The sequence below is a fragment of the Mesorhizobium sp. B2-8-5 genome (assembly GCF_006440675.2).
In the GTDB taxonomy this organism is placed as follows: domain Bacteria; phylum Pseudomonadota; class Alphaproteobacteria; order Rhizobiales; family Rhizobiaceae; genus Mesorhizobium.
The window spans coordinates 6,058,690-6,084,161 of sequence record NZ_CP083951.1 but is presented as its reverse complement, the minus strand read 5'-3'; the positions used below and the strand labels follow the sequence as shown (position 1 = coordinate 6,084,161).

The 25,472-nt window shown below is 61.0% G+C and carries 19 protein-coding genes and 1 pseudogene; 10 read left to right on the top strand and 10 right to left on the bottom strand.

Going from position 1 to position 25,472, the window contains the following annotated elements; translation table 11 throughout:
• Positions 1-1,396: 1,396 nt before the first annotated feature.
• From FJ430_RS29930 to FJ430_RS31790, 8 genes are all read right to left on the bottom strand, one after another.
• Positions 1,397-2,101: an SIS domain-containing protein gene (locus FJ430_RS29930; RefSeq protein WP_140659319.1), complete on the bottom strand. Its 705-nt coding sequence runs from the start codon at positions 2,099-2,101 to the stop codon at positions 1,397-1,399.
• Positions 2,098-3,099, bottom strand: coding sequence for a GHMP kinase (locus FJ430_RS29925; protein WP_140643728.1), 1,002 nt, complete (start codon positions 3,097-3,099; stop codon positions 2,098-2,100). Before FJ430_RS29925 ends, FJ430_RS29930 begins: the two co-directional genes overlap by 4 nt.
• Positions 3,096-5,024 carry an HAD-IIIA family hydrolase gene (locus FJ430_RS29920; RefSeq protein WP_140782706.1) on the bottom strand — a complete coding sequence of 643 codons (1,929 nt, stop codon included), beginning with the start codon at positions 5,022-5,024 and terminating at the stop codon, positions 3,096-3,098. The genes FJ430_RS29925 and FJ430_RS29920 overlap by 4 nt, the downstream gene beginning before the upstream one ends.
• A complete protein-coding gene (locus tag FJ430_RS29915) occupies positions 5,024-6,001 on the bottom strand; it encodes an NAD-dependent epimerase/dehydratase family protein (RefSeq protein ID WP_181167092.1) in 978 nt (325 codons plus the stop codon). The genes FJ430_RS29920 and FJ430_RS29915 overlap by 1 nt, the downstream gene beginning before the upstream one ends.
• Positions 6,002-6,369: 368 nt before the next feature.
• Positions 6,370-7,269, bottom strand: coding sequence for an NAD-dependent epimerase/dehydratase family protein (locus FJ430_RS29910; protein WP_140709943.1), 900 nt, complete (start codon positions 7,267-7,269; stop codon positions 6,370-6,372).
• Positions 7,270-7,276: 7 nt separating this feature from the next.
• Positions 7,277-8,845, bottom strand: a complete 1,569-nt coding sequence (locus FJ430_RS29905) for a GMC family oxidoreductase (protein WP_210242117.1) — start codon at positions 8,843-8,845, stop codon at positions 7,277-7,279.
• Between the two features lie 48 nt (positions 8,846-8,893).
• A complete protein-coding gene (locus FJ430_RS29900) occupies positions 8,894-10,051 on the bottom strand; it encodes a glycosyltransferase (protein WP_140709939.1) in 1,158 nt (385 codons plus the stop codon).
• On the bottom strand, positions 10,052-10,450 hold the full coding sequence (locus tag FJ430_RS31790) for a hypothetical protein (RefSeq protein WP_413467812.1): 399 nt from the start codon (positions 10,448-10,450) through the stop codon (positions 10,052-10,054). It lies immediately after the preceding gene.
• A gap of 135 nt (positions 10,451-10,585) precedes the next feature.
• Between FJ430_RS31790 and FJ430_RS29890 the strand changes: the two genes are divergently transcribed.
• From FJ430_RS29890 to FJ430_RS29855, 8 genes are all read left to right on the top strand, one after another.
• Positions 10,586-12,229, top strand: coding sequence for a hypothetical protein (locus FJ430_RS29890; protein WP_140709937.1), 1,644 nt, complete (start codon positions 10,586-10,588; stop codon positions 12,227-12,229).
• A gap of 623 nt (positions 12,230-12,852) precedes the next feature.
• Positions 12,853-13,653, top strand: a complete 801-nt coding sequence (locus FJ430_RS29885) for a glycosyltransferase family 2 protein (protein ID WP_140709935.1) — start codon at positions 12,853-12,855, stop codon at positions 13,651-13,653.
• A gap of 5 nt (positions 13,654-13,658) precedes the next feature.
• Positions 13,659-14,804: a glycosyltransferase family 4 protein gene (locus FJ430_RS29880; RefSeq protein ID WP_140643747.1), complete on the top strand. Its 1,146-nt coding sequence runs from the start codon at positions 13,659-13,661 to the stop codon at positions 14,802-14,804.
• Entirely contained in the window at positions 14,804-16,780 is a 1,977-nt protein-coding gene (locus FJ430_RS29875) for a hypothetical protein (RefSeq protein ID WP_140709933.1), read from the top strand. Before FJ430_RS29880 ends, FJ430_RS29875 begins: the two co-directional genes overlap by 1 nt.
• Positions 16,767-17,525, top strand: coding sequence for a DUF1616 domain-containing protein (locus FJ430_RS29870; RefSeq protein ID WP_140659330.1), 759 nt, complete (start codon positions 16,767-16,769; stop codon positions 17,523-17,525). The genes FJ430_RS29875 and FJ430_RS29870 overlap by 14 nt, the downstream gene beginning before the upstream one ends.
• A 15-nt stretch (positions 17,526-17,540) precedes the next feature.
• Positions 17,541-18,803 carry a glycosyltransferase family 4 protein gene (locus FJ430_RS29865; protein WP_140643753.1) on the top strand — a complete coding sequence of 421 codons (1,263 nt, stop codon included), beginning with the start codon at positions 17,541-17,543 and terminating at the stop codon, positions 18,801-18,803.
• Between the two features lie 2 nt (positions 18,804-18,805).
• Positions 18,806-20,143: a hypothetical protein gene (locus FJ430_RS29860; protein ID WP_140659332.1), complete on the top strand. Its 1,338-nt coding sequence runs from the start codon at positions 18,806-18,808 to the stop codon at positions 20,141-20,143.
• 32 nt (positions 20,144-20,175) lie between these two features.
• Complete coding sequence (locus tag FJ430_RS29855) at positions 20,176-20,340, top strand: hypothetical protein (protein ID WP_181175553.1); 165 nt, start codon at positions 20,176-20,178, stop codon at positions 20,338-20,340.
• A 239-nt stretch (positions 20,341-20,579) separates the two neighbouring features.
• Here FJ430_RS29855 and FJ430_RS29850 read toward each other — a convergent pair.
• Positions 20,580-21,216 (bottom strand): annotated as a pseudogene (locus FJ430_RS29850) (FkbM family methyltransferase).
• 619 nt (positions 21,217-21,835) lie between these two features.
• Between FJ430_RS29850 and FJ430_RS29845 the strand changes: the two are divergent.
• Together FJ430_RS29845 and FJ430_RS29840 are read left to right on the top strand one after the other, a co-directional pair.
• On the top strand, positions 21,836-22,681 hold the full coding sequence (locus FJ430_RS29845) for a family 16 glycosylhydrolase (protein WP_181167090.1): 846 nt from the start codon (positions 21,836-21,838) through the stop codon (positions 22,679-22,681).
• A gap of 158 nt (positions 22,682-22,839) precedes the next feature.
• Positions 22,840-23,934, top strand: a complete 1,095-nt coding sequence (locus FJ430_RS29840) for an IS4 family transposase (RefSeq protein ID WP_226891974.1) — start codon at positions 22,840-22,842, stop codon at positions 23,932-23,934.
• A gap of 344 nt (positions 23,935-24,278) precedes the next feature.
• Here the strand turns inward: FJ430_RS29840 and FJ430_RS29835 are convergent, their stop codons facing one another.
• A complete protein-coding gene (locus FJ430_RS29835) occupies positions 24,279-25,457 on the bottom strand; it encodes an acyl-CoA dehydrogenase family protein (protein WP_140708996.1) in 1,179 nt (392 codons plus the stop codon).
• Positions 25,458-25,472 lie beyond the last annotated feature (15 nt).

Here is a 25,472-nt window from a genome sequence, read left to right as displayed (position 1 = left end):
TTTGGCGTTGAAAACAGAGAATTCCACTGCCGCGCATCGCCAACTGCGCGACATGTCGCATGTTCGCAGCTAGGCAACGAACTGATTTCAAGCTCGCAGCCAGGCAACGCGAACGGATTTCAAACTCGCAGCTAGACAACGCGGACTGATTACAAAGTAGCGGAGATTTGGATGTCCTCGCCCCAGACATCCTGGTCGAGCGAGCTCAACGTTGAACCCACCATCGAAGGCGACTTTTGTCGACGGAAATGCTCGTCAGGCGCTCGCCTTTGAGCCCATAAACGGTGTCGCTACCAACGCGCGAAAGGAGTTCAACGGTTTGAGCCGCAGCCGGATAAAAGTTGAGCGCATCCCTCTCGGTGGACGTGCCACCGAGCGTGCTATCTAGTATAAGCACAGCAGTTCCTTAGTTCATTGCGTCTTTTTTTGTTTTCATTCCACCCGCGCCCCTAAGCAAACACAGGCATTTCCGCATTCTAATTTACGCACGCACACCATCTGTACCTACGTGAATTGATCACTTGAGGACGATGTACGTGACATGAGCGACCATACTACCATTTGCGGCGAGAATGAGGCCCGGTGCGGTATTATTAACACATTCCTAATGTAACTTATAAACACGTCCTAATATAGAAAGTGATCGAACGGCCGCACCGAGACGGCCTTCCGGACGCCCTACCAAAACCGTGTCCGTCCGCTGAGATGTCGCGCTCGCTGGGCGCCCGTTGGTTCGAGCGGGCCGTTCGCATTTGAGGTCGTCGAGAGGGGTGGGCGGGATTGTCTTCCGATGCTGCATGGCGGACGAGCCGTCGAGCCTATTGCTGGAGCTGCCGACCCGGATGTTCGACCACCGTTGGCGCGCCGATGCGCTTGGCCGAGGTCAGCCGTTGCGGCGTTGATCACGCTCCAGTCTCTACACGTGTTGCCGAGCGACGTCGCCAACACACAGCGGCGATGCCCGCGTCATCCGCTTTCAATGATCGAAGGCGGAAGGCCTGGCACCGTTATCGGGCGCGGTCTCTATAGCGCTGGACAGCCGTTCAATCGCAACGCCAACGATGCCTCATCGACATCGTGTTTTTCAAGATCTGAACAGCGCCAAGACGTGCAACCGCATCCAAGGGGAGAGTGCGATCGCTTGGGTGGCTTGTTGAAATGGCTGGAACGTGGCGCTACGGCGCGAGGGCGCTTCGTCGCCCCGGGACCGCCCCGCGGATTGTCAAATTTGAACCGCGCAACCAATCGCCAAAGCTCCACCTCATGGCCCTCTGCTAACCGCCTGGCCTGCTCTTTCGCCGCAACGTCGTCTATGCAGGCAAGGTTGATCCCGCCCTTGAACTGGCCGCGTTCGTCCAGAACGTAGAGCCGATAGTGCTGCATCGCTTGTTCTCGATCAGGATTGCCAGTTCGTCTCGGCGCCAGTTCCATTTGTATTGAGACCTCCAGCAGCGCGGCGCTGTTGTCGCCGATCGCTCCACTTCTGTGTACTTGCAGAACAAAGACGCTGCATAACGACATGCCCGAACATAGAATGTATATCTTCCGCTAGTTGCATGTCATTCACATTGACCCAAACCACGTGTTGGGCGATCTGCCGGAGTGTTCCTCCGCCATATCCACAAAGCCCTAACGTAACTGCGCCATGATCATTGGCGTATCGAACGGCGCGCAAAACGTTTTCTGAGTTTCCGCTTCCCGAAATTGCGATAACCAGGTCGCCCTCGTTCAGGATGTTCTTCAGCTGCTCGACGAACACATCTTGGAAAGAAACATCGTTCGCGTACGCGAATGTGAGGCCCACATTGTCGACCAGCGTTCGGCCACGAAAAGGAAGCTTCGTAGAGAGATAGATGCTCTTATTCCAGTCCGTAATGAAATGTAGCGCCGTGAGTGAACTGCCACCATTTCCAAGCGTGATTATCTGCTTGCCGTCCTCTTGTGCCTGCGCGACCAAGGCCACCGCATTATCGAAGCTTTGGTGGTCCAACGAAGCCAGGACGATCTCAAGTTTCTTGAAATAAGCTTGAGCGCTGCCGTCAAGATTTTTTGGGTTGGCTCGGATGTCGGTTGATTGAGCACTGCCGCCAAAATGTTTCATTGGGTGGCCTCCGATGTTGGTTGATAATGAACGATGCGACTACCGGCGAAGTCAAACTTCACAGGAAAGTGCTTTAGCTCCCCGAGAGCCACTTTGATTGCGTCGTGGCGGTCGAGAGGCGCGAAGAACAGGAGAAAACCTCCTGCGCCTGCTCCGAGTAGCTTGCCGCCCGTGGCACCTGCCCGTAACGCAGCTCGGTACCAGCCATCGATCGCATCGTTCGTGATTTCTTCGGAGAGGCTCTTTTTTAAGAGCCAGTTCTCGTGGAGGATTTCGCCGAAGGCGTTGAGGTTACATCGATGCAGTTCATCACGAAGGCGGTACGTGAGCTCGACCATCTGCCTCAGCGCTTTTCGCTTGTCCGGTGCCCTTGCGATGCCCTCCGATTGTCGGACGAGAATGTCTGACGCGCTGCGCGTCATGCCGGTGTAAAACACAAGAACTTGCTTCTCGATGGAAGCGATAAAATCACGTGGGCATATTAGCGGCGACACCGAGACGCGATCATCAGAGTGAAACTCGATAAGATTCAACCCGCCGAAGGCGGCCGCGTATTGATCTTGCCTTCCAATGGGCGCGCCACAACGTTCGATCTCTATGCAACAACTGTCAGCACCGAGCTTTGCCTTCGAAACATACTGCCCCCGAAACGCGTTCAGCGCATGCAGAAGGCCAACAGTAAAAGAGCTCGATGATCCAAGTCCTGTTCCCATCGATGGAATATCGGCGATGGTTGTTATCTCGACACCTCCGCGAATCCCGAGGTATTCCATCGTAGCTCTTACAATTGGGTGCTGGATATTCTCGACGCTCTCTACCTCTTCTGTTTTCGAGTAGGCGATTCGAGTGCCGTTATCGAACTTACGGTTCACGTTAACGTAAACGTACTTGTCGATCGCAACGCTTAGGACGGCGCCACCCTCCTGCCGATAGAAGGCAGGAAGATCGCTGCCACCTCCGACAAAGCTGACTCGAAGTGGCGTCTGACTGATAATCATCCGACCGCCTCAATCAGCTCGATCGCCCGCAATCGGACGCAATGATTGGCACTCGTTCGCGATGCCAGCACGATCGGTGCCTCATCCTCCTGGCGCGAACGGTAGATACTCGCTGCAGCCTCTCGATCCACACCTCGCCGCGAGTATTCTCGCGTTACTCGGCACCTCCTCAGCTCCTCATCGATATCGACGAAGAACGTGTGTGCACGACTGGGCAAAACCACATCGGAGAGCGAGAGAGCGACGGCCCCTTCCACGATCAGGACGGTTTCCGGAGAAATAGTTATCTTTTCTGATTTCGGATGCGATACGCGGCCCAGCTTTTCGTAGTAGGGCAGATCGTGCGTCTCGCGAGAACGAACTCCCACCAAGCGGCTTAGAACCTTCCTGATCTCGCTCACATCATAGCGACCCATCACCGTTGGTTCGCGATTGGCGACGGACCGTATCCAGCGATCAAGAGCAACGACCTGCGCATCAAAGCCGCGCCCGCGAAGAACCTCCGCGATGGCGCTGGAAAGGACGCTCTTTCCGCTCCGGGAAAGGCCCCCCACGAAACAGACGTCCCCCGGCTTCACATGCGCGATCAGATCAGATGCTGTGTCTATCAAGATCGGGTGACCAGTGAGAATGAACTTGGCAGCCTCGAACAAGTCCGAGACGGTATAATCGGGCATTACATGATACTTGCTGTCCAACCCGCCTGCGCCCGTCTCGACCAGGATCGATCTGATGCCAGATCGTTTTGCGAGAGCAACGTCCGTAGAGGAATCGCCGATGATCCAGGACTGACTGCGATCGATATTGAATGTTTGGACCGCCTCATCAACCAACCCGGTAGAAGGTTTGCGACAATTGCAGCGGACCTTCAGCGCTTCCACCTCACCGATAAAGCCGCGGTCTGGATGGTGCGGGCAGAAATAGATGGCATCGACAAAAGCTGCACGGCGGCCAAGCTCAGTCTCCATCTTGTTATGGATCATCCGCAAGTCTCGTACAGAGCAATCGCCCCTCGCCACAACGGGTTGGTTAGTGACGACGATTGTCCGGTATTCGGCCCGGTTGAAACTGGCGATCGCGGCCGCGGCCCCCTCAATCAGTTCGAAGCGTTCGGGACGATCGATGTGTCCATGGTCAACATTGATGCACCCATCCCTGTCCAAAAAGACTGCTTTCTGCGGAGAGGTGAGTGAAGCCCGTGCTATGAGGCCCGATTCAAAGTCGGCGCAAACCTTGTCGAGTCTCGCCGGAGTTCCCGCGTCTTTTATGTACTCGGGGCTGCCATAACTTCTGATTTCCGCGCCGGCCCGAAGCATTTCGGGAAACAGGTCCTTGCCGAAATCGAGCGGAGTTGCTGCCGCGCGCCAACGGAGAAGAGCTTGTTTTCGAATGTAGTAAAGAGCCGCGCTGACTTTGTTTGGATAATAGCAATCTGGGTCGCGTGGATATGGATGGAACGCGGTAACCACGCCGTCTTCCGACGTTTCTATCAGATCGGAATCATGTGGGTGATCATTCGGATGGGTGAAAACGGTTGCCGCCGCCGCCTTGTGCTTTTCATGGAAGCACTTAAAGCGGGTCAGATCGATGTCGAGCATCGTGTCGCCGTAGATCGTAAGGAAGTCGTCGTCGAGCAGATCCAAAACGGCCAAAACTGCCCCAGCTGTCCCAAGCGGCGCACCGTCATCTATGCAACGAACGTCAATCCCCCAATTTTTGCGCTGATTGCAAAACTCCACGATTTGCTCGGCTGCGTGGTTCACCAGGATCAAGATCCTCTCAATCCCGTGTTGCTTGGCGAGGACGATTTGATGCTCAAGAAGTGGCTTGCCACCAATGCTGGCCAACGACTTAGGCAAATCACCTATCCGGCCCCTGAGCCGCGTCCCTCGACCACCCGCAAGTACAACGGCCTGGGCCTGCATCACGGGTGTCCTTCCTGCCGCACGATCTCTACGACGGCTTTTCGAACAGCGTCAGCCGAACCAAGCTGGGGCCGCCAACCGAGCGCACGGAGTTTTGCTATGTCATAGGAAAATCGGGGAACATCTCCCGTCCAACCGCGATCTTCAAATCCGTACTCGATTCCCGCGCCCGGTGCGACAGCCTCGACAGTCGTTTCCGCTATAAAGCTAACGGTTACCCCTTTGTCCTCAGGACCGATATTGTAGCAGCCAAGCCGCTCGGATGCGTTTGCACGCAAGTAGACAATCGCATCAATCAGATCATTGACATGAAGATATGCCTTCCGTTGCCGCCCCGATCCCAAAACATTCAGCTTGCTTGGTGAAACCCTTAACTTTCTGACGAAATCCAGAATGACACCATGGGTTGCTGGGACACCGATCACGTTCGGAAAGCGAAAGATCAACGCTCGAGCTAACCAGTTCTCGACGGCAGCGCTGATTAGCGCTTCCGACGCGAGCTTCATGGCACCGTAATTGGAAATCGGCAGCAGCGGCCCGACATCCTCTCTAATCGGAGCCTCCCCCAAATCGCCGTACACGGCTGAGCTGGATGCAAAAGCAAGGAACGGAACCCCCGCTTCCTTCATTGCGTCCAACACGTTGAACGTCGATAGAAAGGTATCGCGTAGATCAACAGAGGCATCGGCGATTCCCGCAGGAATGTCGGAATTGGCAGCCATGTGCCAGACTTCGGAAATCGGAATGCGTTTGTGACAATTCATGAAGCGGCTTCTCACCGCACCCGCGTCTGAGAGATCCACTTTCTCAAAAATGAACCTCTCATGCGTGAGAAGCTCGTTCAGGTTCTCGCGAGAACCGCGCGACAGGTTGTCAAAGCCAAAGACCGGATATCCACGATCAACAAAGATCCTTGCAAGCCTGCTTCCTACAAAGCCCGCAACTCCCGATACAAAAATAGCGCGCGATTCAGCCAATGGGATTGCGCCTTCCTCTAGTGCGCAAGCTTTCGCTGGGGCCGGGAGTTCGACCGAGCTGGGCGTTAAGCTCTTCGCTCGTCGTTAAGGTCATGCGTCTCATGCGTCTTTCTCAAGCATCGCATGGTTCTCTCCGATCCGCGATCATTCCTCAGGAGTAGCCCCATTTTGCAGATCCGGACTGAATCGCACCGCGCTTGCCTTTGCGGCGACGCCAACAACGATCCCAAGGACGGTCGAGGCGCTCTGTTCACGCGGAGCGCGTGCGCGGCAGTTCGCGCAGATGTCGACGCCGCGGATCCTTGCGATCGTGCCGAACCGCACAATTTCGCCGTCTGTGTCGCTGGCGCATCGAGACGGGTCTTCGATCAAGGATATCGATGCAACGTCCCTGATGAGGGTCGGTCGCGGCCCAGCGAGAAGCTCCGAAACTCGATTCCGAGCTGCTTGAGCTGTTCTACACCGGGAACCTCCGCCGCCGGGTGAACAAGCCCAAGGATGGAGTCGGATCGGAAGGGCAGGGGGACATGCAGGGTCTCAGCTGCCTTTAGGACCCCACTGACGATCTGCCAGGGAACGGGAGCGGCGCGCAATGTTCTGCCTTGTGACGCTGCGATCTCTTGCATGAGCCTTCGAAACGGTACCGGTTCCGGATGGGCCAGCCCCACTGGTTCCGGCAGGGGCATGTCCGACTCGGCAATACGCACCATGGCGGCCGCCATATCCACTTCATGCACGGTGAACTGATGGGAACGTGCCCCGATGAGAGGTGTCATCGGCAGGTTGGTGAGCTTACGGAGCGCGCCTGCCATCCCGCCCCAACCGGGGCCGTACACCAGTCCGAGGCGGGTGGAGACACCTCCCAGGCCTCTGGCCGTGCGCTCGCAGGCCAGTTTCGCCTGACCGTACAACTGCCGGGTTCCCTTATACGCGGACATCGAGGAGATAAAAATGACCCGGCGAACCCCTGCGTCGGCGGCATTGCGGAGCAGGTGCTGCGAGCCGGACACATTGACACCCCACACTTCACCGGTGCTGACGAGAGTCAGGTCCCATGCACCGTGGATGAGCACATCCAGGTCGCTGAGAGCAGCCCCCGATGGCGGGTGCCTGATCTCGTATGGGCGCCACTCGGCGACGCCGGCGGCAGATTCGGAGGTCACCCGGTTCGAACGGGCGAAGCCGATGACCTCATGCCCTTCTTCGGTGAAGGCGGCGCGCAGGATGGTCCCGACATATCCATTGGCTCCGGTGATACCGACCCGCATGGAACGCTCAACCCGTCAGCTGCATCGCTTCGCAGGCGATGCGATGGGAATTGGCCATCACAGTCAGGGTAAAGGTGGTAGCTGGAACATTCGGGAAAACCGATCCGTCGATGAGATGGATCCGGTCCCAGCGCGCCAGCCGCCCGAGGCGGTCTGTCGTCGCACGTCCGCAATCCGGCTCTCTGGCATGGGGAAAGCTGCCGCCAAAGTGGTAGCTCTTGGCCCCGCCCGACCACAGCATCTGCGGCGTGACTGGCCACAGGTCAAGGTAGGGTGCAGCCTTGCGGATCCGCTTAATTACGTCAGGCAGCATCGGAGGCACATTCTTGCCCCTGACCTTGGCCTCGCTGAAGCCCTCCGAAGTGAGGGTGATCTGGGGTAGCTCATCAGGAGCTGCGGACACCTGGGCGCTGACCCGGACCTTGGGTGACGCCCAGGATGGCAAGTAGCCCAGGCCTACCGTCAACCGGCTCAGGAGCCGATCCGTTGCGAAGGCGGCAGCGCGGTGTTGGAGGAAACCGGGAAGCGCATCTTGGTATGCCTGGTTGAACGGATAGAAGTGAATCAATGAGACATCGAAGCCCTCGTCGTCCTGGACGATGGCCATGGTGAATTGGTTGAGCGTGAACTCGCGCCTTGTGCGTGGGTCGGGGGTCGGCTTCATGGACATCATTGGAAGAACGAACTGGGCCGATTCCGAAAGATGTACCGGCTGGCCAGATCCGAGCGAGCCCAGGATCAGCCGGGTGGTCCCGATTGCTCCGCAGCCCACGAAGACCCGGTCGGCTGTGAATCGCCGGATCCGGCCGCTGGACAGCTCCCGGGCCTGCACGACGGCCGTGGCACCCTCCTGGTCGACGCGCACCGCGAGCAGCCCGCTATGATAGTCGATCCTCCCGCTGCGCCTGAAGCGATCGAAGCTGTGCGAGGCCGAAAAGATCAGCGACCGCGGGCACCCGGTCATGCATAGGCCGCAGGGCTGGCATTCGGGCGACGAGAAGGCGAGCCGGGCGCGGCCTATCGTTATTCCAGTGGAGCGCACTCGATCGCGGTGCCTGTCGTAGTTGGCCAGGACCATCTGCGTGCGCGGCGCCAGCGGCGGAAGCGGGTCCGGGGATCCGATGAGTGGGAACCACTCCTCGAGATCGTCGGACTCTCCAGCGAAAGGAATGTGACCCAGGATCGTCCGATAGTGCTCTTCCATATCCGAGAAGTCGAACGGCCATCCCTTCAACGTGGCGGCGCTGAAGGGCATGATCTGGGCCCCCCAAACATTGCTGAACCCCCCGTAGGCGCTTGATATGACAGCCGAGTTGACTCTACCCTCGGAGTGGACGCCGTCGAGCTGACCCTTGTTGGCAAAAGGGAAATCGGATCCGTAGCTTCTCTTTTCAGGCAGCGAATCGGATTGGAGCCGCTTGGGTTGCAGGCTGATCCGGCGGACGTCCTCCTCGTCCCAGTCGTCGACACGCAGCTTGGACAGCCTGGAGATCACCTCCTGCGTCTCCGCCTCCAGCACGGTGCCCGGATCGAACACGGTTATCTTCTCGTCCGGTTTCTCGGACAGCGCCAACACGGCGGCGGCTGCAGCCGGACCCGAACCAATGATTATCGAAGACGGCATCTACTTCCCGCGGCCACCGCCTTGCGCGGCTGTGTCCAGTATCTGCTTGGTTGCCTGTTGGCGCCGCCGGCGAAAGCGCCGTACCAGCTCGATCCGGCCGGCGACGTGGCCTGCCGCGGCCAGCCCCATGCCAGCGACTATTGCTGCGGACCGGGCCAGTCCGGCGGCGTCACCCTTGGCCGCTTGCAAAATCTCCCTCGGCACACCCTTGGTCAGCGCACGCCAGACGAAACGGGCCTCTGCACTCAGCGTGGCGGCGTCGCCCATTTGGGCAAAGGCCTCGACCTTCCCCTTGTTGACGAAGAAGCAGCGACGCCAGAAGTACTTCCAGGTCGCCCGTGAGGCGGGTACAAAGTGGCGGACGGTCGCCGCCGGTTCATAGATGACCGCCGCACTGCCCTTGATGTGCGCCACGCGGTGGCACATGTCCATGTCGTCGTGCCTGTCGGAATGGAACCCTCCCACCTGCTCGAGGAGGATCCGCCGCACCGACATATTGGCTCCTATGAGGCGGGCCAAAGGGCCTCGGCTGGTCGGAAGGCCATCATAAGCACATCCGAACACCCAGTCGAACTGCACAGGGAACCAGGCCGGGCGGCCGGTCTCGAAAACCGGTATGGGGCGCCCGCCGACGGCGCCGATGCGCTCATCCTGGTACGGGGCGGTGAGAATCTCGAGCCAGTCCTTGTCGGCAGCTGCATCGTCATCCAGGAACGCCAGGATATTTCCGGCAGCGGCTTCGGCTGCGGTGTTTCGGGCCGACCCCAGATGCCCGTCATGCTTGTTCTGGATCACCCGTACCGGGGGGGTGGATGCGGCGAAATCAGCCCACTGCGCGGCACAACGGCGAAACAAGGGCTGATCGACGCATAGGATGATCTCGCAGGGCTGCAAGGTCTGCTCCTGTGCCGAGGCCACCGACTGGAGCATCAGCTCCCATCTTTCCTCAGTGTAGGCACAGATAATCACCGAGATCGTGGGGGAAATCTGCCGACGCTCGCTGCCGACGCCATCCTCGGGCTGCTCGGTTCGCGATCCAGGCTGACCGGTTGTGGCAGCGGCAACGTCAGGTTTGCGGCGGGCGAGACCGATACTTGGCTTGCGGACGTGGCTTTCCTGGCCAACGCCGATCGGTGGACCCGATTGCGCAATACGCATTTAGGAATTCTCCCGACTTGAGCTGCCAATGTGTTCCCAAACTCTTCGATAAACCGGGCGATGGTCCGGCGGCGCACCGCCGCGGCGTCGTCGTTCAAATCGTCCGAACGATCGAGTGTGGTCGGCACAGATCACGACGCTGGCATCGCCTTCAAGCCGCCAATCCCAGATCGTAGCGACGCCTCCATCGAGCGACCCGATCACCGGCTGGAGGAAGATGCGGACCACATTGGCGCCCATCGCTACCGCGTCATCGAGAACGCGGGTGACCTCGTCCTGCGATCCGTAGGTCAGATAGTGGTTGTTTACGCCGGTCACGAAGAACGGCTTGCCGTCCAACGTGAAGTTCGTTCCGGAAGCATTGCGCAGCCAGTATTTCGCCCGTTGCCAGCCAGCCATCATCCCTGCATGTGGCTCTCGCCGGGCGCCGAGTGCAACGGCCCCTAAGGATTACCTCCTCTGGCCTCGCACAGCCCCGCATCGATCGGGCATAGTGGTGCCTGGCTGCGGGTGCTCGTCAAAGCTGTCGTCTGCTTGAAATTCGTCGTGAGAACAACAATGCGCATTTGCTTGAGTCTCGATCCGTCGCGGCTGCTGCGCTGGCATCTGTGGCTGGCAGAGGCGCTTGCCGAAGTGCCCGGCAACGATGTCTCCTGCGCTTTCGCGGCTGGCTGCCGCCCGCTGCCGTTGATCTTCCGCCTGTTGATCGAACTCGAACGACTACTCTATGGTTACCGTGTCAACGGTGTCACCGGCTCCGTCGAGGCGGAGCTGCGATCCCTGCCGCCGCCGCCGGCCGACCAAGTGGATGTGGTGATCAATTTGAGCGGCGAAGAGCCGCTCCCGTCGGGACGACGCGTGCTCACTCCACTCTTCAACGGGCTACCGAGCGAGATCGGAGTCATGACGGCCTTGGCGAATGATCAGGACCTTGTCGTCGACCTCTACGATACGGCGCGCCCGTCGCAGCCGTGGATGGCGCGTCCGGCCAGTGTGGACCGTAAAGTGTTCGCAGCGGGTCTCGACAGCGTCATCTCCTGCGCTGTGGCGCTGATTCTAAAAGCCTTGCGCGAGGAAACCAGTTCAGCTCCGTCCGGTGTCCCCGGTCCGCCGACGGCCGCGCCTTCGCTCGGCGCGCTTTCGGCCATTGCATGGGAGACTGGCACGGCGGCATCGAAGGCAATCGCGTTCTTGGACAGGTTGGCGAGAGGCGGCAGATCGTGGGGGATCGGCTGGCGCTTCGACCAGGCGGCGAGTCTGCTCGACAAAGGCGAAGCAGCTTTCAACGTGCTCACCGGAGACACCGGCAGCTTCCTTGCCGACCCGTTCCCGTTCCGGTATCTGGGGCAGGATTTCATCTTCGTCGAACAGTACCTCTATTCAAAGAACCGGGGGTGCATTGCTGTCGTGACAGCTGACCGGAGCGGGACCGCCGGCGCACCTCAGATCGTCTTGGAGGAGCCGCACCACCTCTCATACCCGTTCGTGTTCGAGCAGGACGGGCAGGTCTGGATGATCCCCGAATCGGGGGCGGCAAGGAATGTCAGTCTCTACAGGGCAGTCGAATTCCCGTACCGGTGGAAGCGGGAGGCCTGCCTCCTGGAAGGCATTGAGGGCTACGACACCACGCCGCTGCGCCATGAGGGCGGCTTTTGGTTTTTCGTCAGCCCAAGGCTGTGGAGGTCCACGTCCTGGGATGTCCTCAGCCTCTACCATGGCGAGAGCCTGACGGGGCCTTGGACGCCCCATGCCGCAAACCCCGTCCTGCTCGATGCTGCGCTCAGCCGCCCCGCAGGCGCTGTCATCCAACACGGCGGACGCCTGCTACGCCCGGTCCAGGACTGCGCTCGCAGCTATGGCGGCGCGGTGACGTTCTGCCGGATCGATGCGCTCGGCGCGTCGGCGTTTGCCCAGACCCCGGTCGGTGGCATTTGGTCCGAAGCGTTCGGGTGTCACACCTACAACCGCCGGTCTGGCCTGGAGGTGATCGACCTGTTCGGTCATGTCCGTGGTTTGCGCCAGGTCACGACCTCGTATCGGCCGCTAGCACCCGAGGTGCCGGCCTCAACGTCGCATGGGTGGCCCCTCTCTCGTCCGGGACAGTTGGCGTGGCCAGTTGATCGGGCCCACGACGCCGCCCGCGAAGGGCCGGGCGGCCTCGACCCTTCTCGCGCGTAAGATTAAGGGGTAGCCCGGAAATCACGGCCGAATGAAGAAGCGAGCCCACATGCGGAGCCTCGCAGTTCTGGCCAATGGCAATGTCGGCGTTGCGCGCGAGGTTCATCGCGCCGGCGATGTTCGCCGCATTCTACACTGCTTGCTCGGAGAGCCTGTCGCCCGGGATCCCGGCCGCAGGTCGATGATTGTCCTCGCTGGCGTGAAGGCATCGCGCTGCTGTCGGTTCCTCACGTCTGGCAGCGCTGACGACGCAACTGGTGAAGGTGATCGTGCCGCCACCGTGCCATCTGCCTTGGTTGCTTGGCCCCGAGCTAACCTGAAGGGATAACCACAAAGAGCTAATCACCTATGGTGCTTTCTAACCATCTATTGGAGCTTCCATTGCGGGGTCCCATCAGCAATGCTCACTTAACTCACGTTCTTGTTTCATCTGATCTTTTCAGCATGTCTGGGAGTCTGCGTATGATTAGAACAGTTGCACCCGGGGGCGTGGCTGCAATTCTGTGTCGGTTCCTTTCCGGAACCTATCCTTCGGCCCATCATCGCGCCGGGCGCCTGTCGGCAGTCTTGGCGCGTTTCCAGCCCGCCCCCTGCGGCCCATCGCTCGACCGTGCAGCGCTGCCATGAATGCCGGTCTCTCCAGTGTACTCACCCCCGTCAGTGCCGTATCGCCGCCTGACCCAATTAAGTTCGGGCTGCGGCAATCGCTGGCTCTGCCCCGAGTAAGCTTCATCGTGCCGACGCTCAACGAGGCCGAGAACCTCCCTTGGCTTCTGCCGCGCATCCCCAACTGGGCGCACGAGATCATCATCGTGGATGGCCGTTCGACCGACGACACCGTCGCGGTCGCGCGCCGCCTACGCGAGGACGTGAAGGTTGTCATGGAGCCCCGGCGGGGCAAGGGCGCCGCACTGCAGGCCGGATTCCGGGCCGCCACAGGCGACATCATCGTCATGCTGGACGCTGACGGCTCCATGGTCCCGGAGGAGGCGATCGTCTTTGTCAGTGCGCTGATGGCCGGCGCGGATCTCGTCAAGGGTTCACGCTTTATCCAGGGCGCCGGCACCGACGACATGTCGCTGTTCCGGATGTTCGGCAACAGGGGGCTGACCCTGTTCGTGCGGCTCCTCTATGGCGGTTGGTTCTCCGATCTATGCTACGGATACATCGCCTTCTGGACCAAGCACGTCAGCACGCTCAATTGCGACTGCGACGGGTTCGAGATCGAGACCCTCATCAACGTGCGGGCCTTGAAGAACCACCTCAATATCGTCGAGGTGGCGAGTTTCGAGGCTCCGCGCATCAGCGGTGTGAGCCATCTGCGCGCCATCCCAGACGGCTGGCGCGTCCTCAAGACCATCTTGCGTGAGTGGGTGTACCAACAACACGGGCGGGGCGCGACAGCCTGTGATGATGGCGGGTAAGCCTGATGCGAATCCTGATGGTTGCCGCTCGCTGCTACCCCTTCATGGGCGGCACTGAAACTCACATCCAGGAAGTCGGTCCCCGCTTGGCAGCGCGTGGCCACGCGGTCGACGTGCTCACTACCGATCCCTCGGGGGAGCTGCCGGTTGAGGAGGAGGTGCGCGGCATGCGTGTACGGCGCGTGCCGGCCTGGCCAAGGGAACTGGACCTCTATGTGGCACCCGGCATTTATACCGCGATCCGGCGCGGGGCTTGGGACCTGATCCACTTCCAGGGTTATAGCACTTTCGTGGTCCCGATCGGACTGCTCGCGGCCGTCCGCGGGCAGCTGCCGTTCGTCCTGACCTTCCACAGCGGCGGGCATTCCTCCCGGCTGCGCAACGCCATACGCAGCACCCAGCATATGCTGCTCCGGCCGCTGGTAGCCCGGGCCGCGCGGCTGATCGGCGTCTCCGAATTCGAAGCCGACTTCTTCAGCCGGAGGATGGGCGTGCCGCGGGAGCGGTTTGTCGTCATCCCGAACGGCGCCGCGATGCCGGCTCCGAGCCCCGGCGTCAAGGTCGATCCGCACCTGATCGTCTCGGGCGGCAGGCTGGAGCGCTATAAGGGCCATCACCGGGCGATCGCAGCCTTGCCCGAACTGATCCGCCGGGTACCGGACGTGCGACTGCACATCGTCGGTACTGGCCCGTACGAGGGAGAATTGCGGCGCCTCGTCGCGACGCTCGGCCTCGAGAGGCGGGTCACAATTGCTGGTATCCGCGCCTCGGAGCGGCAGGAAATGGCAGATCTACTGGCGAGTGCCGCGCTGTTCGTGCTGTTCAGCGAATACGAAGCCCATCCGGTGGCCGTGATGGAAGCCCTGTCGCTGCGCCGTCCGGTCCTCGTCAGCGACACGTCCGGTCTGCGGGAGCTGGCCGCCAATGGCCTGTGCCGGGCGATTCCGCGCAACGCCGATCCGCGAGAGCTGGCCGCCGCCATGGCCGAGGAACTGGAGGCCCATCGGGAGATCCCGGATTTGGCGCTGCCCGACTGGGATGCCTGCGCGCAAGCACTGAGCGACGTTTATTGTGATGTCCTGAGCAGCCGATCCACGGTTCGCTCGGCCCCTGGCGGCATGACATCCTGGCCTCCCGCGACGAGGGTATGATGCTGATGACGCAGGCTCATTTCACCGCGGGAACCAGGATCAAACCACTCCAGGCCGGGATACGGCTTTTATCGGCCGTTATCGGTCCCGATCTTCACGGCGGCAGCGCCGATGCCCCGCCGCAACAGGCCAAATACGGTTGGATCGCGATACTGTGCCTGACCGTCGCCACGGCTCTGCTCCTGGTCGTGGCCGGGCACGCAGCCGGGCGCCGGGCCTATGACGTGGCGCCCGCGCTCTTTTGGTCCGGTATGGTCCTCCTGGTCGTTCCGATCAGCCTCCGCATCGCTTGGCCGACGACAGCCCGAGGTGAGCGCCTGTTCCTCCTGTTCCTGCTTGTCGAAGCTCTGTTCTATTGCAAGAAGGTCTATTCCCCGACGAGCTTCAGCGGTTACGACGAGTTCTTGCATTGGATCGCAGCCGAAGATCTCATCACTGCTCGCCGGCTGTTTCTGCCCAACCCGCTTTTCCCGATCGGGCCAACGTATCCCGCCCTGGAAATCGTGACGACGGCGATCGTCGATCTGACGGGACTGCCCTTGTTAGTGGCGGGAATGCTCCTATTGGCCATCCTCAAGGGCACGTTCATCGGTGCCCTGTTTCTGTTCCTCGAAAGCATCGTCGGATCGCCGCGTATCGCGGCTATCGCCTGTCTGGCCTACATGGGCTGCTCAACCTTCTTCCTGTTCGACTCAAGTTTCTCCTACCAGAGCCTCGGCATCGTGCTGTGTGTGCTGGCTTTCGCGGTCGAAGCGGCGTCCAAGGATCTCGTCGGGAGACTGAGGCTCAAGTCGCTGGGGCTGATAGCCTTGCTGCTGGCAAGCCTCGCGGTCACACATCACGTCTCGGCCGCCTTCGCCGCCATCTATTTCGGAGCGCTGGCGGGTCTCGAAGCTTTGCGCCGTCACGATCCCATGCGGATTGAGGCCAGGATCGGCGTGGGTCTCACGGCGATCCTGGCCATAGCCCTGCCGCTCCTGTGGATGCAGTTCCGTGGCATCCCTCTCGCAGGCTATCTCGGTCCGGTGATCGGGGCCGGCTTCCAGTCATTGCTTAGCATGATCCTTGGCACCGCCACCCCGGCGTCGGAACATCTTCAAGCGCCGGCCAAGGCCTTCTACCTGCAACTGACCACCTTGCTGGCGCTCCTGCTGCTGGCACTCGGACTGTCAACGGGATTCTTTCGGTCACTCGCCATCGCAGCGCTCGGTGGTGCGCGGCCGGGTTGGCTTCCGATCCGGGACATTCTCAAATGCCGCTGGCGTGACAGCCGCCTCCTGCTCCTCACCTTGCTGGCCTTCGGGCTCCCGATCTCTGTGGCCTTCCGACTGACCGCCACCGGATGGGAAATCGGCAACCGCATGGGAACGTTCGTGTTCATCGGCGTTGGGCTGGTCGTCGCGGTGAGCATCGTCCACTTCTGGCAGGGCCGCGCGCCGCGCGGGTGGCGCCGCATCGCGCCCGCCGGTGCTCTGGCGGTCATCGTCCTGGGCGGCGTCGCGAGCTCCACGATCAATCCGATCGATGGGCGCTATAGAGTGGCGGCCGATCAGGAATCAATCGAGCCCATGGGGATCGAAACGGCACGCTGGGCCAAGGAATGGCTCGGTGCCGGCAACCGCTTCATCTCCGACCGCATCAATAGCATTCTGCTTGCGAGCTACGGCCGGCAGGACGTCAGGGTCAAGATCAGAGAAGGCATCGATTCCGCGAGCATATTCGAAGGCGAGACATTGGGGCCAGGGGAGTTTTGGGCTTTGGCGGAAAGCAACATCGATTTCCTGCTGGTTGACCGGCGCCTGAGCACGGCTCCGCCAGTGCTCGGCTTTTACTTTCAGCCGTGGCAACGGCGGCAGGGAACGCCGCTCTCGGGTGCAGCGCTCCTTAAGTTCAATGACGTCAAGGGCGTCACCCGCATCTACGACAATGGGTGGATCGTCATCTACGACGTGAGGGAATTGCATGAGAACCATTAGCAAGCGGGACCTTCTGGCCGCATACCTTTGGGCGGGGGCCGCGGTGGCGGCCGTTGCTTTCAGCGACAGCGCGCTCCTCCGAGTTGCCCTGGGCGCACCCGTGGTGTTCCTCGTCCCGGGCCACACGGTGTTGCGGGCCATCGGCGTCAGTACGACCTCCGCGTTGCAACACATCGTCTACGCGGTCGGAGCAAGCCTCGCCGTCGGCATCGTTGGAGGCTTTGCACTGAACGCCGCAGGCTTCCTGACGCCGCTCGGCTGGGCGCTGTGGTTTTGGATCGTGACGGCCGCCGCTGCACTGGTGGCCGCCGTCCGCCGCGACACTCCCGATCTGCCAGCTTGGCCGGCTCTGGCGCGGGTCCGGGTTTGGCAGGGGGCCGTGCTCATGCTGGCGGTGCTTGTGGCGACCGGGGCCTATGCGTTTGCCGTCAGAGACGAAGCGGCCCACCGGGAATTCAAATACACCGAGTTCTGGTTGTTGCCATCAGCCAGTGGCGAGCGCGACCGGATCACGGTTGGCATCAGGAGCGCCGAGACCCAAACTCAGCGGTTCGACGTGGAAATCACCCTTGATGGGCAACCGTTCGCCGTTTTCCGATCGGTCGCCGTCGCGCCGGGCGATACTTGGGCGCGAGAAATCCCAGTGCCCGCCGCAGCAATCCGCCAGAGGGCCGAAGCCCGGCTCTATCGACCGCAAGACAACCGGCTGTATCGCAGCGTTTCGACGCTAGTGCCGCGCTTCTGAAATGAAGGCTCGATCATGCGCATCCTGCTGCTATCGCAATTCTATCCTCCGGTAATCGGGGGAGAGGAGCGGCACGTCCGCAATCTGGGCGCGGCGCTGGCGCGGCGGGGCCATCATGTCAGCGTCGGGACCTCGATGCATCCCGGATCGCCCGAAACTGAGCTTGACGGCGCGGTCCGCGTGCATCGCCTGCGCGGCACGCTCCAGCGTCTGTCGGGCCTTCACGCCGATCCCGAGCGCCGCCATGCGCCGCCCTTCCCGGATCCCGAACTGGTGCTTGCCCTGAAGCGGCTGGTAGCCCAGGAGGAGCCGGACATCGTTCACGCCCACAACTGGATTTACGCGTCCTTCCTGCCGCTCAAAGGTCTGAGTGGGGCACGCCTCGTGGTTACGTTCCATGATTACGGCCTTGTCTGCGCGAAGAAGAACTTCATGCACTTGGGCGCCCAGCTCTGCAGTGGCCCCGCGGCGGCCAAGTGCCTGCCTTGTGCCACTGGGCATTACGGAGCGGTGAAGGCAGCTGTGACCACCTTGGGTAATTGGGCGTCGAGCTTCGCCGCTCGGCGCGTGGTGGACCGCTTTATCGCGGTGAGCCACGCGGTGGCCCGTCACAACGGACTCACCCAAGGCCACGCCCCTTACGACGTTATCCCCAACTTCGTGCCCGACGATGTCGGGGTGCTTGGCCCAGAAGATGCCTGCCTGCGGGAGCTTCCCGGGGATGGATTCATCCTGTTCGTCGGTGACTTGACGCGCCTCAAGGGCATTGACGTTCTCCTGCAGGCCTATGCCAGTCTGGAGCGGGCGCCACAACTTGTCCTGATCGGGCGCCAGGTCGCCGATACGCCAACCAAATTTCCGCCGAACGTTCGAGTCTTCAGCATGTGGCCGCATTCCGCCATCATGCATGCGTGGCGGCGCTCACTGTTCGGCGTGCTGCCGTCGGTGGGGCCAGAAGCCTGCGCGACAGTGATCATGGAAGCGATGGCGTCCGGAAAGGCAGTTGTTGCAACCGACATCGGCGGCATGCCGGATATCGTCGATCATGGCGAAACAGGCCTTCTCGTGCCGAGCGGTGACGCGCGCGCCCTCGCCAGCGCAATGCAGACACTTATCGAGGACCGCGCCTTGCTCGCCCGCCTGGAGGCGACAGGCCTCGCCCGGATCGAGCGCCTCAAGGCCGGAGTGGTCGTGAACCGGATCGAGCAGGTGTACCGGGACGTCCTGCGCCCAGCCCCCGGAAGATCCGCGGTGCCGGCACAGCAAGGTTCGGGATAGCAATGACGTCGGTAGACCACTCCTGGACGGCCGTTGCTCGCGTGCGCCGAGAGCTTCGAAAGAGCGCCGCGTTCGTGATGAATTCCGGCGCCATGGCAACCGGAACGGTTGCAGCGGCCGGTCTCGGGTTTGTCTATTGGTGGCTTGCAGCGCGGCTGTTCCCGCCGGAGGTGATCGGCTACACATCTGCCCTCCTGTCCGTGATGGGGCTTATCGGCACGCTCGGCGAGGCAGGAATCGGGACCATGCTGGTGGGCGAGATCGTCCGGAATCCCGGCAAGGAACGCGGCCTGGTGGCCGCGGCAGCGTGCGTCGGGGTGACACTGGGGGTCGGGCTGGCCCTGTTGTTCGTCTTCGGGCATGCGTGTTTCAGCAGCTCTACCGAGCTGATCGGCGGCTGGTTCGTGGGTGTTGTGTTCGTCCTCGGCTGCGGTCTGACCGTTCTCGCCATCTTGGTCGACCAGGCGTTCCTGGGCACCCTGCGCGCCACCAGCAGGATGATCCGGCAAGTGCTGTTCTGCACGTTGAAGCTGATGCTGATCGCCACCGCCGCGGTTGGCGGCTACACCTCCCATACCGCGCTTCTTCTGAGCTGGGTGGCCGGTCTTCTGGCGTCCATCATCGGCGTGGACCTGTTGACCCGGGGCGGTGCGCGTCGCCTCGTTGGGTCTCCCGATTTCCAACTGCTCCGTACGCTGCGGGGCAAGGTCTTCGACCATTACGTGCTCGACGTGGCCTTGCAGGCTCCCGGCATCATCATGCCCTACGTTGTGCTCGTTCTCCTGTCTCCGGCCATCAATGCCGCTTTCGTATCCCTATGGATGCTGGTCACCATCGCCTCGTTGATTCCCGCGGCCATGGCTACAGTCCTGTTCCCCGTGGTGAGAGCGAGCCCGAAACAATCCAGACACGACATCCTTGTATCGGTTATGGCGTCATTGCTTTTTTCGCTGGTCTGCGCCGTTTTCATCTTCACCTATTCGCAGAGGATCCTTGCGGTCTTCAATCCGGCCTATGCTGAAATCGCCGGTTCGAGCCTGCGCTTCCTTGGCTTCAGCCTGCTGGGAACAGCGCTTAAATTTCATGCCTGTACGCTGGCGCGATTGGGCGACAGGATGCGCAAGGCATCTCCCTGGTTCGCGCTTGGCGGATTGCTGGAGCTGGGCTTGGTGATAGCTGGAGCGAGGCTCGGTGGACTTGAAGGCCTGGTTCTGGGCTGGACGCTCGCCACCAGCATCGAGGGCGTGTGCGCGGCCTTGACTTTGGCCTTCGCCATAAAATCTGGTTCTGCCGCCGGCCTCGTGCACGAAGAATCGCCCCCGTCGCCGCTCCAGACTTGAAAGACGGATCGCGTTGTGCGGACGCACTTGAGATGCTCGAACGCGCAAGCCTGAGCGACGCGGTCGAAGCTTCAATTGCCGAAAGTGATGTGATGACGTCGCCGGCGCGAAGGGCTGGGGTCCGCAAGCGGTTTGATGTGATGCTGAATGGCGTCAAATCGGTGCGCGCCGCGCTTGAGGATTCTATGCCACGCTGAATGACCAGCAGAGGGCGCAATTCGAGGCGATCCCTGAGCCAGCAAGGATCCCTGAGCCAGCAAGTGTGAGCGAGCAAGCGCGACCGGGAAACCAACATCCAGCGCTACCTTACCAAGGCGCTGCCAAGGCCGCCATGGAAGTCGCGATGAAATTCTCGGACGATTCCTCCGTCACTCAGAAGTACGACGAAGCTTCGCAGCGGGGAAGCCGGTTTCCGAAAGAGGCTAACGAACGGCGTTCAGTTCAAGGCGCTGTGCGAAGCGCTGTTCGCCGGCCTGTCAGGAAGAAACAGCACATCGGCAGATTTGGTTCCGGTTGTTCTGGCCTCGATCTCGGATTGGCTTGCCTTTCGGCGCCCGGTCCGGGTCAGCAAGTATCCCTCGTATCCGTTATCCGACAAGAGGCGCAGGACTACCAAAACCGCCCCGAACTTGTTCAATCCCTGGTCGGAAAGTTCGACGAACAGGGCCGGCCGGGCGAACCTCTGGATCTCGATCATGCCCTGAAGCGTCAGCAGTTCGGCACCCTGCACATCGATTTTCACGAGCGCCGGGCGCCGGGGTCCCTTGTCCGCAAGCAGCCCGTCGAGCGTCACGGCGGTGACCGGCGCCGTTCCGGGAAAGCTTGTGGTCGGCCGGGTAAAGCGGGTTGATTTCGAGAAAGGTCGTGCCGGGCTCGGCGGCGGCGACCGCCCTCAGCGCCTCAACGCGGCCAAGGAACCCTGCGTGCTCGATCGCGGAAATCAGGCCGCTGTAATTCTGATCCTCCGGCTCGATGGCGATCACCTTTCCGCTGTCGCCGACCCATTCGGCAAAGCGGAGCGTGAAGAAGCCGACATTGGCGCCGACGTCGATGACCAGCGATCCGCCTGGCACGAATTCCCTGAGCTGATCGATCGGGCCTGCTTCAAAATACCTTTTGTAGAGGGGATAAAGCGCAAGATAGGCGCGGTGGAAAATCGGAAGACGCTGCAGGCCGAGCTTGGCGGTCAGCACATACAGCTTGATAGCCCGAATCTCTCAGCAAAACTATGAGCATTCAGGAACCATCCAATGACACCGGTGCAGGATTTATTGCCAGTGGCTTGTCGAGGGGCCCGCTCGGAGGGGGCGACTCGGACGGCGGCATCACAACGATCTTCGTTCAGTTTTGCAGACCTTATCACTCGATCAAGGTCTGATTGCGGAATTAAAGAGGTACCACCCCGAAGATCAGCATCGACACGCCGCCCCAAGACCACTTGGCTGGATAATGCCGCCACCGCCACAAGCCGGAGGTTTCCCAACTACGAACATCAGGAGCACTTCCTCGCATCACCGGCTGGCGTGGCCCCATGGTCGCATCGAGGCCCATCTGCCGCGCCGCAATATAGTCGAGGTATCCTCTTTTGGTCACGGTCGACTATCCGGTCCTCGTCATTTCGCTTTAGGATTGGTGAGCGGCGGTGACCATTGCAATCGCATCCTGGTCAAGCCCTCGTTACGAGGGGGGCATATGAAAAGTATCTCGAAGTACATTTCATTGATAACGCTCATGATCGTCTCGTGCGACACGAGTGGTGGAGGCGGTGGGTCGTCGCTGCCCCCGCCAGCTGGGTACACTACCAGTCAGCTGATATTCGAGGATACCTTCACCGGGCACTCGCTCGATTCCACGAAGTGGATACCTGCGATCGCGGACCAGAACGGTATCTGGCAGCAGAGCGTGCCGTCGCCGTACTCCGCGATGAACGCTGGCGGGTTCGACGCCGAGTACTTCGACCCGGCTCAGATCAGCACTGGTCCATCAGGCTTGAAGATCGTTGCGACGAGAAGCAACCGGTTCGCGGGGTACACGTGGAAGTCGGGCGCTATCTGCACGCACGGCAAGTTCACGTTTGCCGGTGGCTACGCCCAGATACGCATGAAGCAACCGGACGTCAGCACTGGCGGATGGCCAGGCTTCTGGCATCTCGAGGGCGGGGCCGAGATCGACACGCAGGAGGGCGGGTTCCTCAGCAGCTCCGTGTCGGCCAACGCAGTGCTGGCAAACGCTTTGTTGGCTGCCACCAACGAGCAGCGGTTCTTTGATGCTGGTGTGGACCTGTCGGCCGGTTATCACGTCTGGGGCATGGAGTACATACCGGGCGTGTCAATCAAGTTCTATTTCGATGGTGTGCTCAAGCGAACCGTCACTAAGAACGTGCCGGCCGGTGCCATGACCCTGCTCATTAGTCTGAGTATCGCCAACAGCAGCGCGTCTGGCTGGCACACGGCCTACGACAGTTCGACCCCGGCAACGCTCGTACTGGAGGTGACCGACGTTCAGGTCTACCGCCTGAGCATGGACCGACAGCATTGAGGCGTGACGACACGAAGGTGAGCGTTACGCACCGCTCGACAGACCGGAGCAGGAACTAAAGCGCGTCGCGCCGAAGCGGATTCCACAGTACACGACGCAAGGGTGAGGACGGCTTGAAGTGATTTGATTGGAGGATTCTTCGCCAAAAGGATCCGCCGATGCCGATCACGATTCACACCGCCCTCATCGAGACCCTAAGCCGTCATTTTGCACTGCGCAATTCGCGCCTGGAAACACTCGCGGTTCTGATCATCGGCATGGTTCAAGGCCGCACGGTCAGTCTGAGCCATGTGGCGAGCCAGTTTCCGGGGGCCGCGCAACACGGGTCGAACTATCGCCGCCTGCAGCGCTTCTTCCAGTCGATCCGGCTGGATCAGGCGCTCGTCGCGCAGCTCGTCGTGCGCATGCTGAACCTGTCGCGGCCCAAATGCCTGGCGCTCGACCGCACCAGCTGGAAGGTCGGCTGCAAGGACATCAACATTCTCATGCTGGCCATCGTGACGCGACGCTTTCGCGTACCGCTGCTGTGGACGGTGCTCGACCACCAGGGCAACAGCAACACGCACCAGCGCATCGAGTTGATGCGGCGCTATCTCGACCTGTTCGGCGCGGCTTCGATCGAACTGCTGCTCGCCGACCGCGAGTTCATCGGCGCCGATTGGGTCAAATTCCTGATGCAAAACAAGGTCCCGTTTGCCATTCGCGTCAAGGTCGGCCAGTGCGTCGCCCTGGCCGATGGAAAGCTCTGGACACTCCAGACCCTGCTGAGAAAGCGCCGCAAGAGCCGCAGCGTCACGACGCTTGAGGCCGGCCTGCCGGCTGCATCCGTCCGTTTATCCTTCGCTGCCAAATGGATCGACGGCAGAAAAGGCCAGCAGGGCGAATGGCTCATCGTCATGACCAACAGCCAGGACGCCAAGGCCGCCATCATAGCCTACAAGAGCCGTTGGGCCGTCGAATGCCTGTTCGGCGATGCCAAGACCCGCGGCTTCAACATCGAAGACACCAGAATGACCGCGCCAGACAAGATCGATACCCTGACAGCCATTCTCGCCATCGCAATCACATGGGCCTATCGATGTGCAACCCAAACCATGGGTATGAAGGCCATCAAGCGAAAGGCCCACGGCCGACGCGAAAAGTCATGGTTCCGCATCGGACTAGACGCCCTCAGGGCATGGATCAACTTCTCACCCCAAAACGCGCTAACCGCATGGCTCAGCGCTTTCCCTAAGACCATCAAAACCCAATGAGTCGTGTACTGTGAGCGGATTCAGGCGACGCACTTTAGGCCTTTGTTTTCATGCATGTCGTTATCGCAAAACCGCTGCACACTTTTGCGCGACATGCATGAAGCGGCGAGCGGCGGGACGGGCCGGCGCAGCAGCTGCAAGCCGTCGGTGGGCGCCGGATCGGCGCTCCAGACGTGACGTGGCTCCTGGCGGGGCCTGCATCGACAGGTGCTCATACCACTCAGCGCCGCCTGAGAGCGGTTGGGAAAAACAGCCGAAAGACCCCATCAACCTGCCCGCCGTCCGAAGAGCCCTTAACGCAGCCCTCCTACAATCAACGCCAGGGAGCGATGTCCCCATTGGGCTCACGACAACGACGCGACCACCTCCAGCATCACCTCCGTCGCGCCGCCGGCGATGGATAGGACGCGTGCATCCCGCGCTATGCGCTCGATCGGACTCTCTCGCATAACGCCCATAGCGCCGTGGAACTGCACGCATGCATACAACACCTCGTTGACAAGTTCGCCGCAGATGGCCTTCAACATCGAGATTTCGCGCAGGCAGTCGTCGTCCGCCGCCATGCGCCAAGCGGTGGCATAGAGAAACTCACGGCTTGCCTCCACTTTCGCAGAGAGCATCGCGAGACGTTGACGGATCGCCTGCATGTCCCACAGGACGCCCCCGAATGCGCGGCGCGTTTTTACCCAGGAGAGGGTCATATCGATCGCGGCCTCGGCCATCCCTATCGCCATACCTGCAAGAACAAGGCGCTCATTCTGGAAGTTGCGCATTATGGAGTAGAAGCCCTGTCCCTCCGCGCCGAGCACGTTCTCGGCGGGGATGCGGCAACCGTCGAAGACGAGCTCCGCCGTATCGGAGGAGCGCCAGCCGAGCTTGTCCAGCTCGCGGGCGACACTGAAGCCTGGCGTCCCCTTTTCGACGAGGAACATCGTGATCCCGTGGCTTCCTGCCGAGGGATCAGTCTTGGCTGCGACGCAGTAGAGATCCGCGTGGACGCCATTCGTGATGTAGAGCTTCGTACCGTCGAGCACATAGGAGTCGCCATCTCGCAGCGCACGCGTGCGGATGGCCTTCACGTCCGAGCCCGCATCCGGCTCCGTTATGGCGACCGCGGTGATCACCTCGCCGCTGATAATGCCCGGCATCCAGCGCGCCCGCTGGGCTTTGGTGCCGTCGTGAAAGACATACAAGGAAGCCATGTCGGCATGGACCAGCATTGCATCGGCGACGCCGCCATAGGTCGAGCGCCCGAGCTCCTCGGCGAAGACCGTTGATGCGACCGCGTCCATCTCGGCACCACCGTACTCGGCAGGGTAGCGGATGCCGAAGAAGCCGAGTTCGCCCATGCGGCGCAGGATCGGACGAGGAATGAATCCGTTCTCTTCCCAGAGATCCGCACACGGCTTGATTTCCTCATCCACGAACCGGCGCACTTGGTCGCGCAAGAGCTCATATTCCGCCGCCACCCAAGGCAGTCCGGGTTCTCGTGCCGATACCCAAGCTTTGTCCATCATCTTCATCCGCTCTGCATGCGT

What these genes read in the sequence shown, in the direction of transcription:
- FJ430_RS29930 (WP_140659319.1), bottom strand. Translation starts at nt 2,101, where the DNA reads ATGAAACATTTTGGCGGCAGTGCTCAATCAACCGACATCCGAGCCAAC.
- FJ430_RS29865 (WP_140643753.1), top strand. Translation starts at nt 17,541, where the DNA reads ATGCGCATCCTGCTGCTATCGCAATTCTATCCTCCGGTAATCGGGGGA.
- FJ430_RS29880 (WP_140643747.1), top strand. Translation starts at nt 13,659, where the DNA reads ATGCGAATCCTGATGGTTGCCGCTCGCTGCTACCCCTTCATGGGCGGC.
- FJ430_RS29855 (WP_181175553.1), top strand. Translation starts at nt 20,176, where the DNA reads ATGCTCGAACGCGCAAGCCTGAGCGACGCGGTCGAAGCTTCAATTGCC.
- FJ430_RS29840 (WP_226891974.1), top strand. Translation starts at nt 22,840, where the DNA reads ATGCCGATCACGATTCACACCGCCCTCATCGAGACCCTAAGCCGTCAT.
- FJ430_RS29845 (WP_181167090.1), top strand. Translation starts at nt 21,836, where the DNA reads ATGAAAAGTATCTCGAAGTACATTTCATTGATAACGCTCATGATCGTC.
- FJ430_RS29835 (WP_140708996.1), bottom strand. Translation starts at nt 25,457, where the DNA reads ATGAAGATGATGGACAAAGCTTGGGTATCGGCACGAGAACCCGGACTG.
- FJ430_RS29925 (WP_140643728.1), bottom strand. Translation starts at nt 3,099, where the DNA reads ATGATTATCAGTCAGACGCCACTTCGAGTCAGCTTTGTCGGAGGTGGC.
- FJ430_RS29875 (WP_140709933.1), top strand. Translation starts at nt 14,804, where the DNA reads ATGCTGATGACGCAGGCTCATTTCACCGCGGGAACCAGGATCAAACCA.
- FJ430_RS29860 (WP_140659332.1), top strand. Translation starts at nt 18,806, where the DNA reads ATGACGTCGGTAGACCACTCCTGGACGGCCGTTGCTCGCGTGCGCCGA.
- FJ430_RS29920 (WP_140782706.1), bottom strand. Translation starts at nt 5,024, where the DNA reads ATGCAGGCCCAGGCCGTTGTACTTGCGGGTGGTCGAGGGACGCGGCTC.
- FJ430_RS29910 (WP_140709943.1), bottom strand. Translation starts at nt 7,269, where the DNA reads ATGCGGGTCGGTATCACCGGAGCCAATGGATATGTCGGGACCATCCTG.
- FJ430_RS29870 (WP_140659330.1), top strand. Translation starts at nt 16,767, where the DNA reads ATGAGAACCATTAGCAAGCGGGACCTTCTGGCCGCATACCTTTGGGCG.
- FJ430_RS29885 (WP_140709935.1), top strand. Translation starts at nt 12,853, where the DNA reads ATGAATGCCGGTCTCTCCAGTGTACTCACCCCCGTCAGTGCCGTATCG.
- FJ430_RS31790 (WP_413467812.1), bottom strand. Translation starts at nt 10,450, where the DNA reads ATGGCTGGCTGGCAACGGGCGAAATACTGGCTGCGCAATGCTTCCGGA.
- FJ430_RS29900 (WP_140709939.1), bottom strand. Translation starts at nt 10,051, where the DNA reads ATGCGTATTGCGCAATCGGGTCCACCGATCGGCGTTGGCCAGGAAAGC.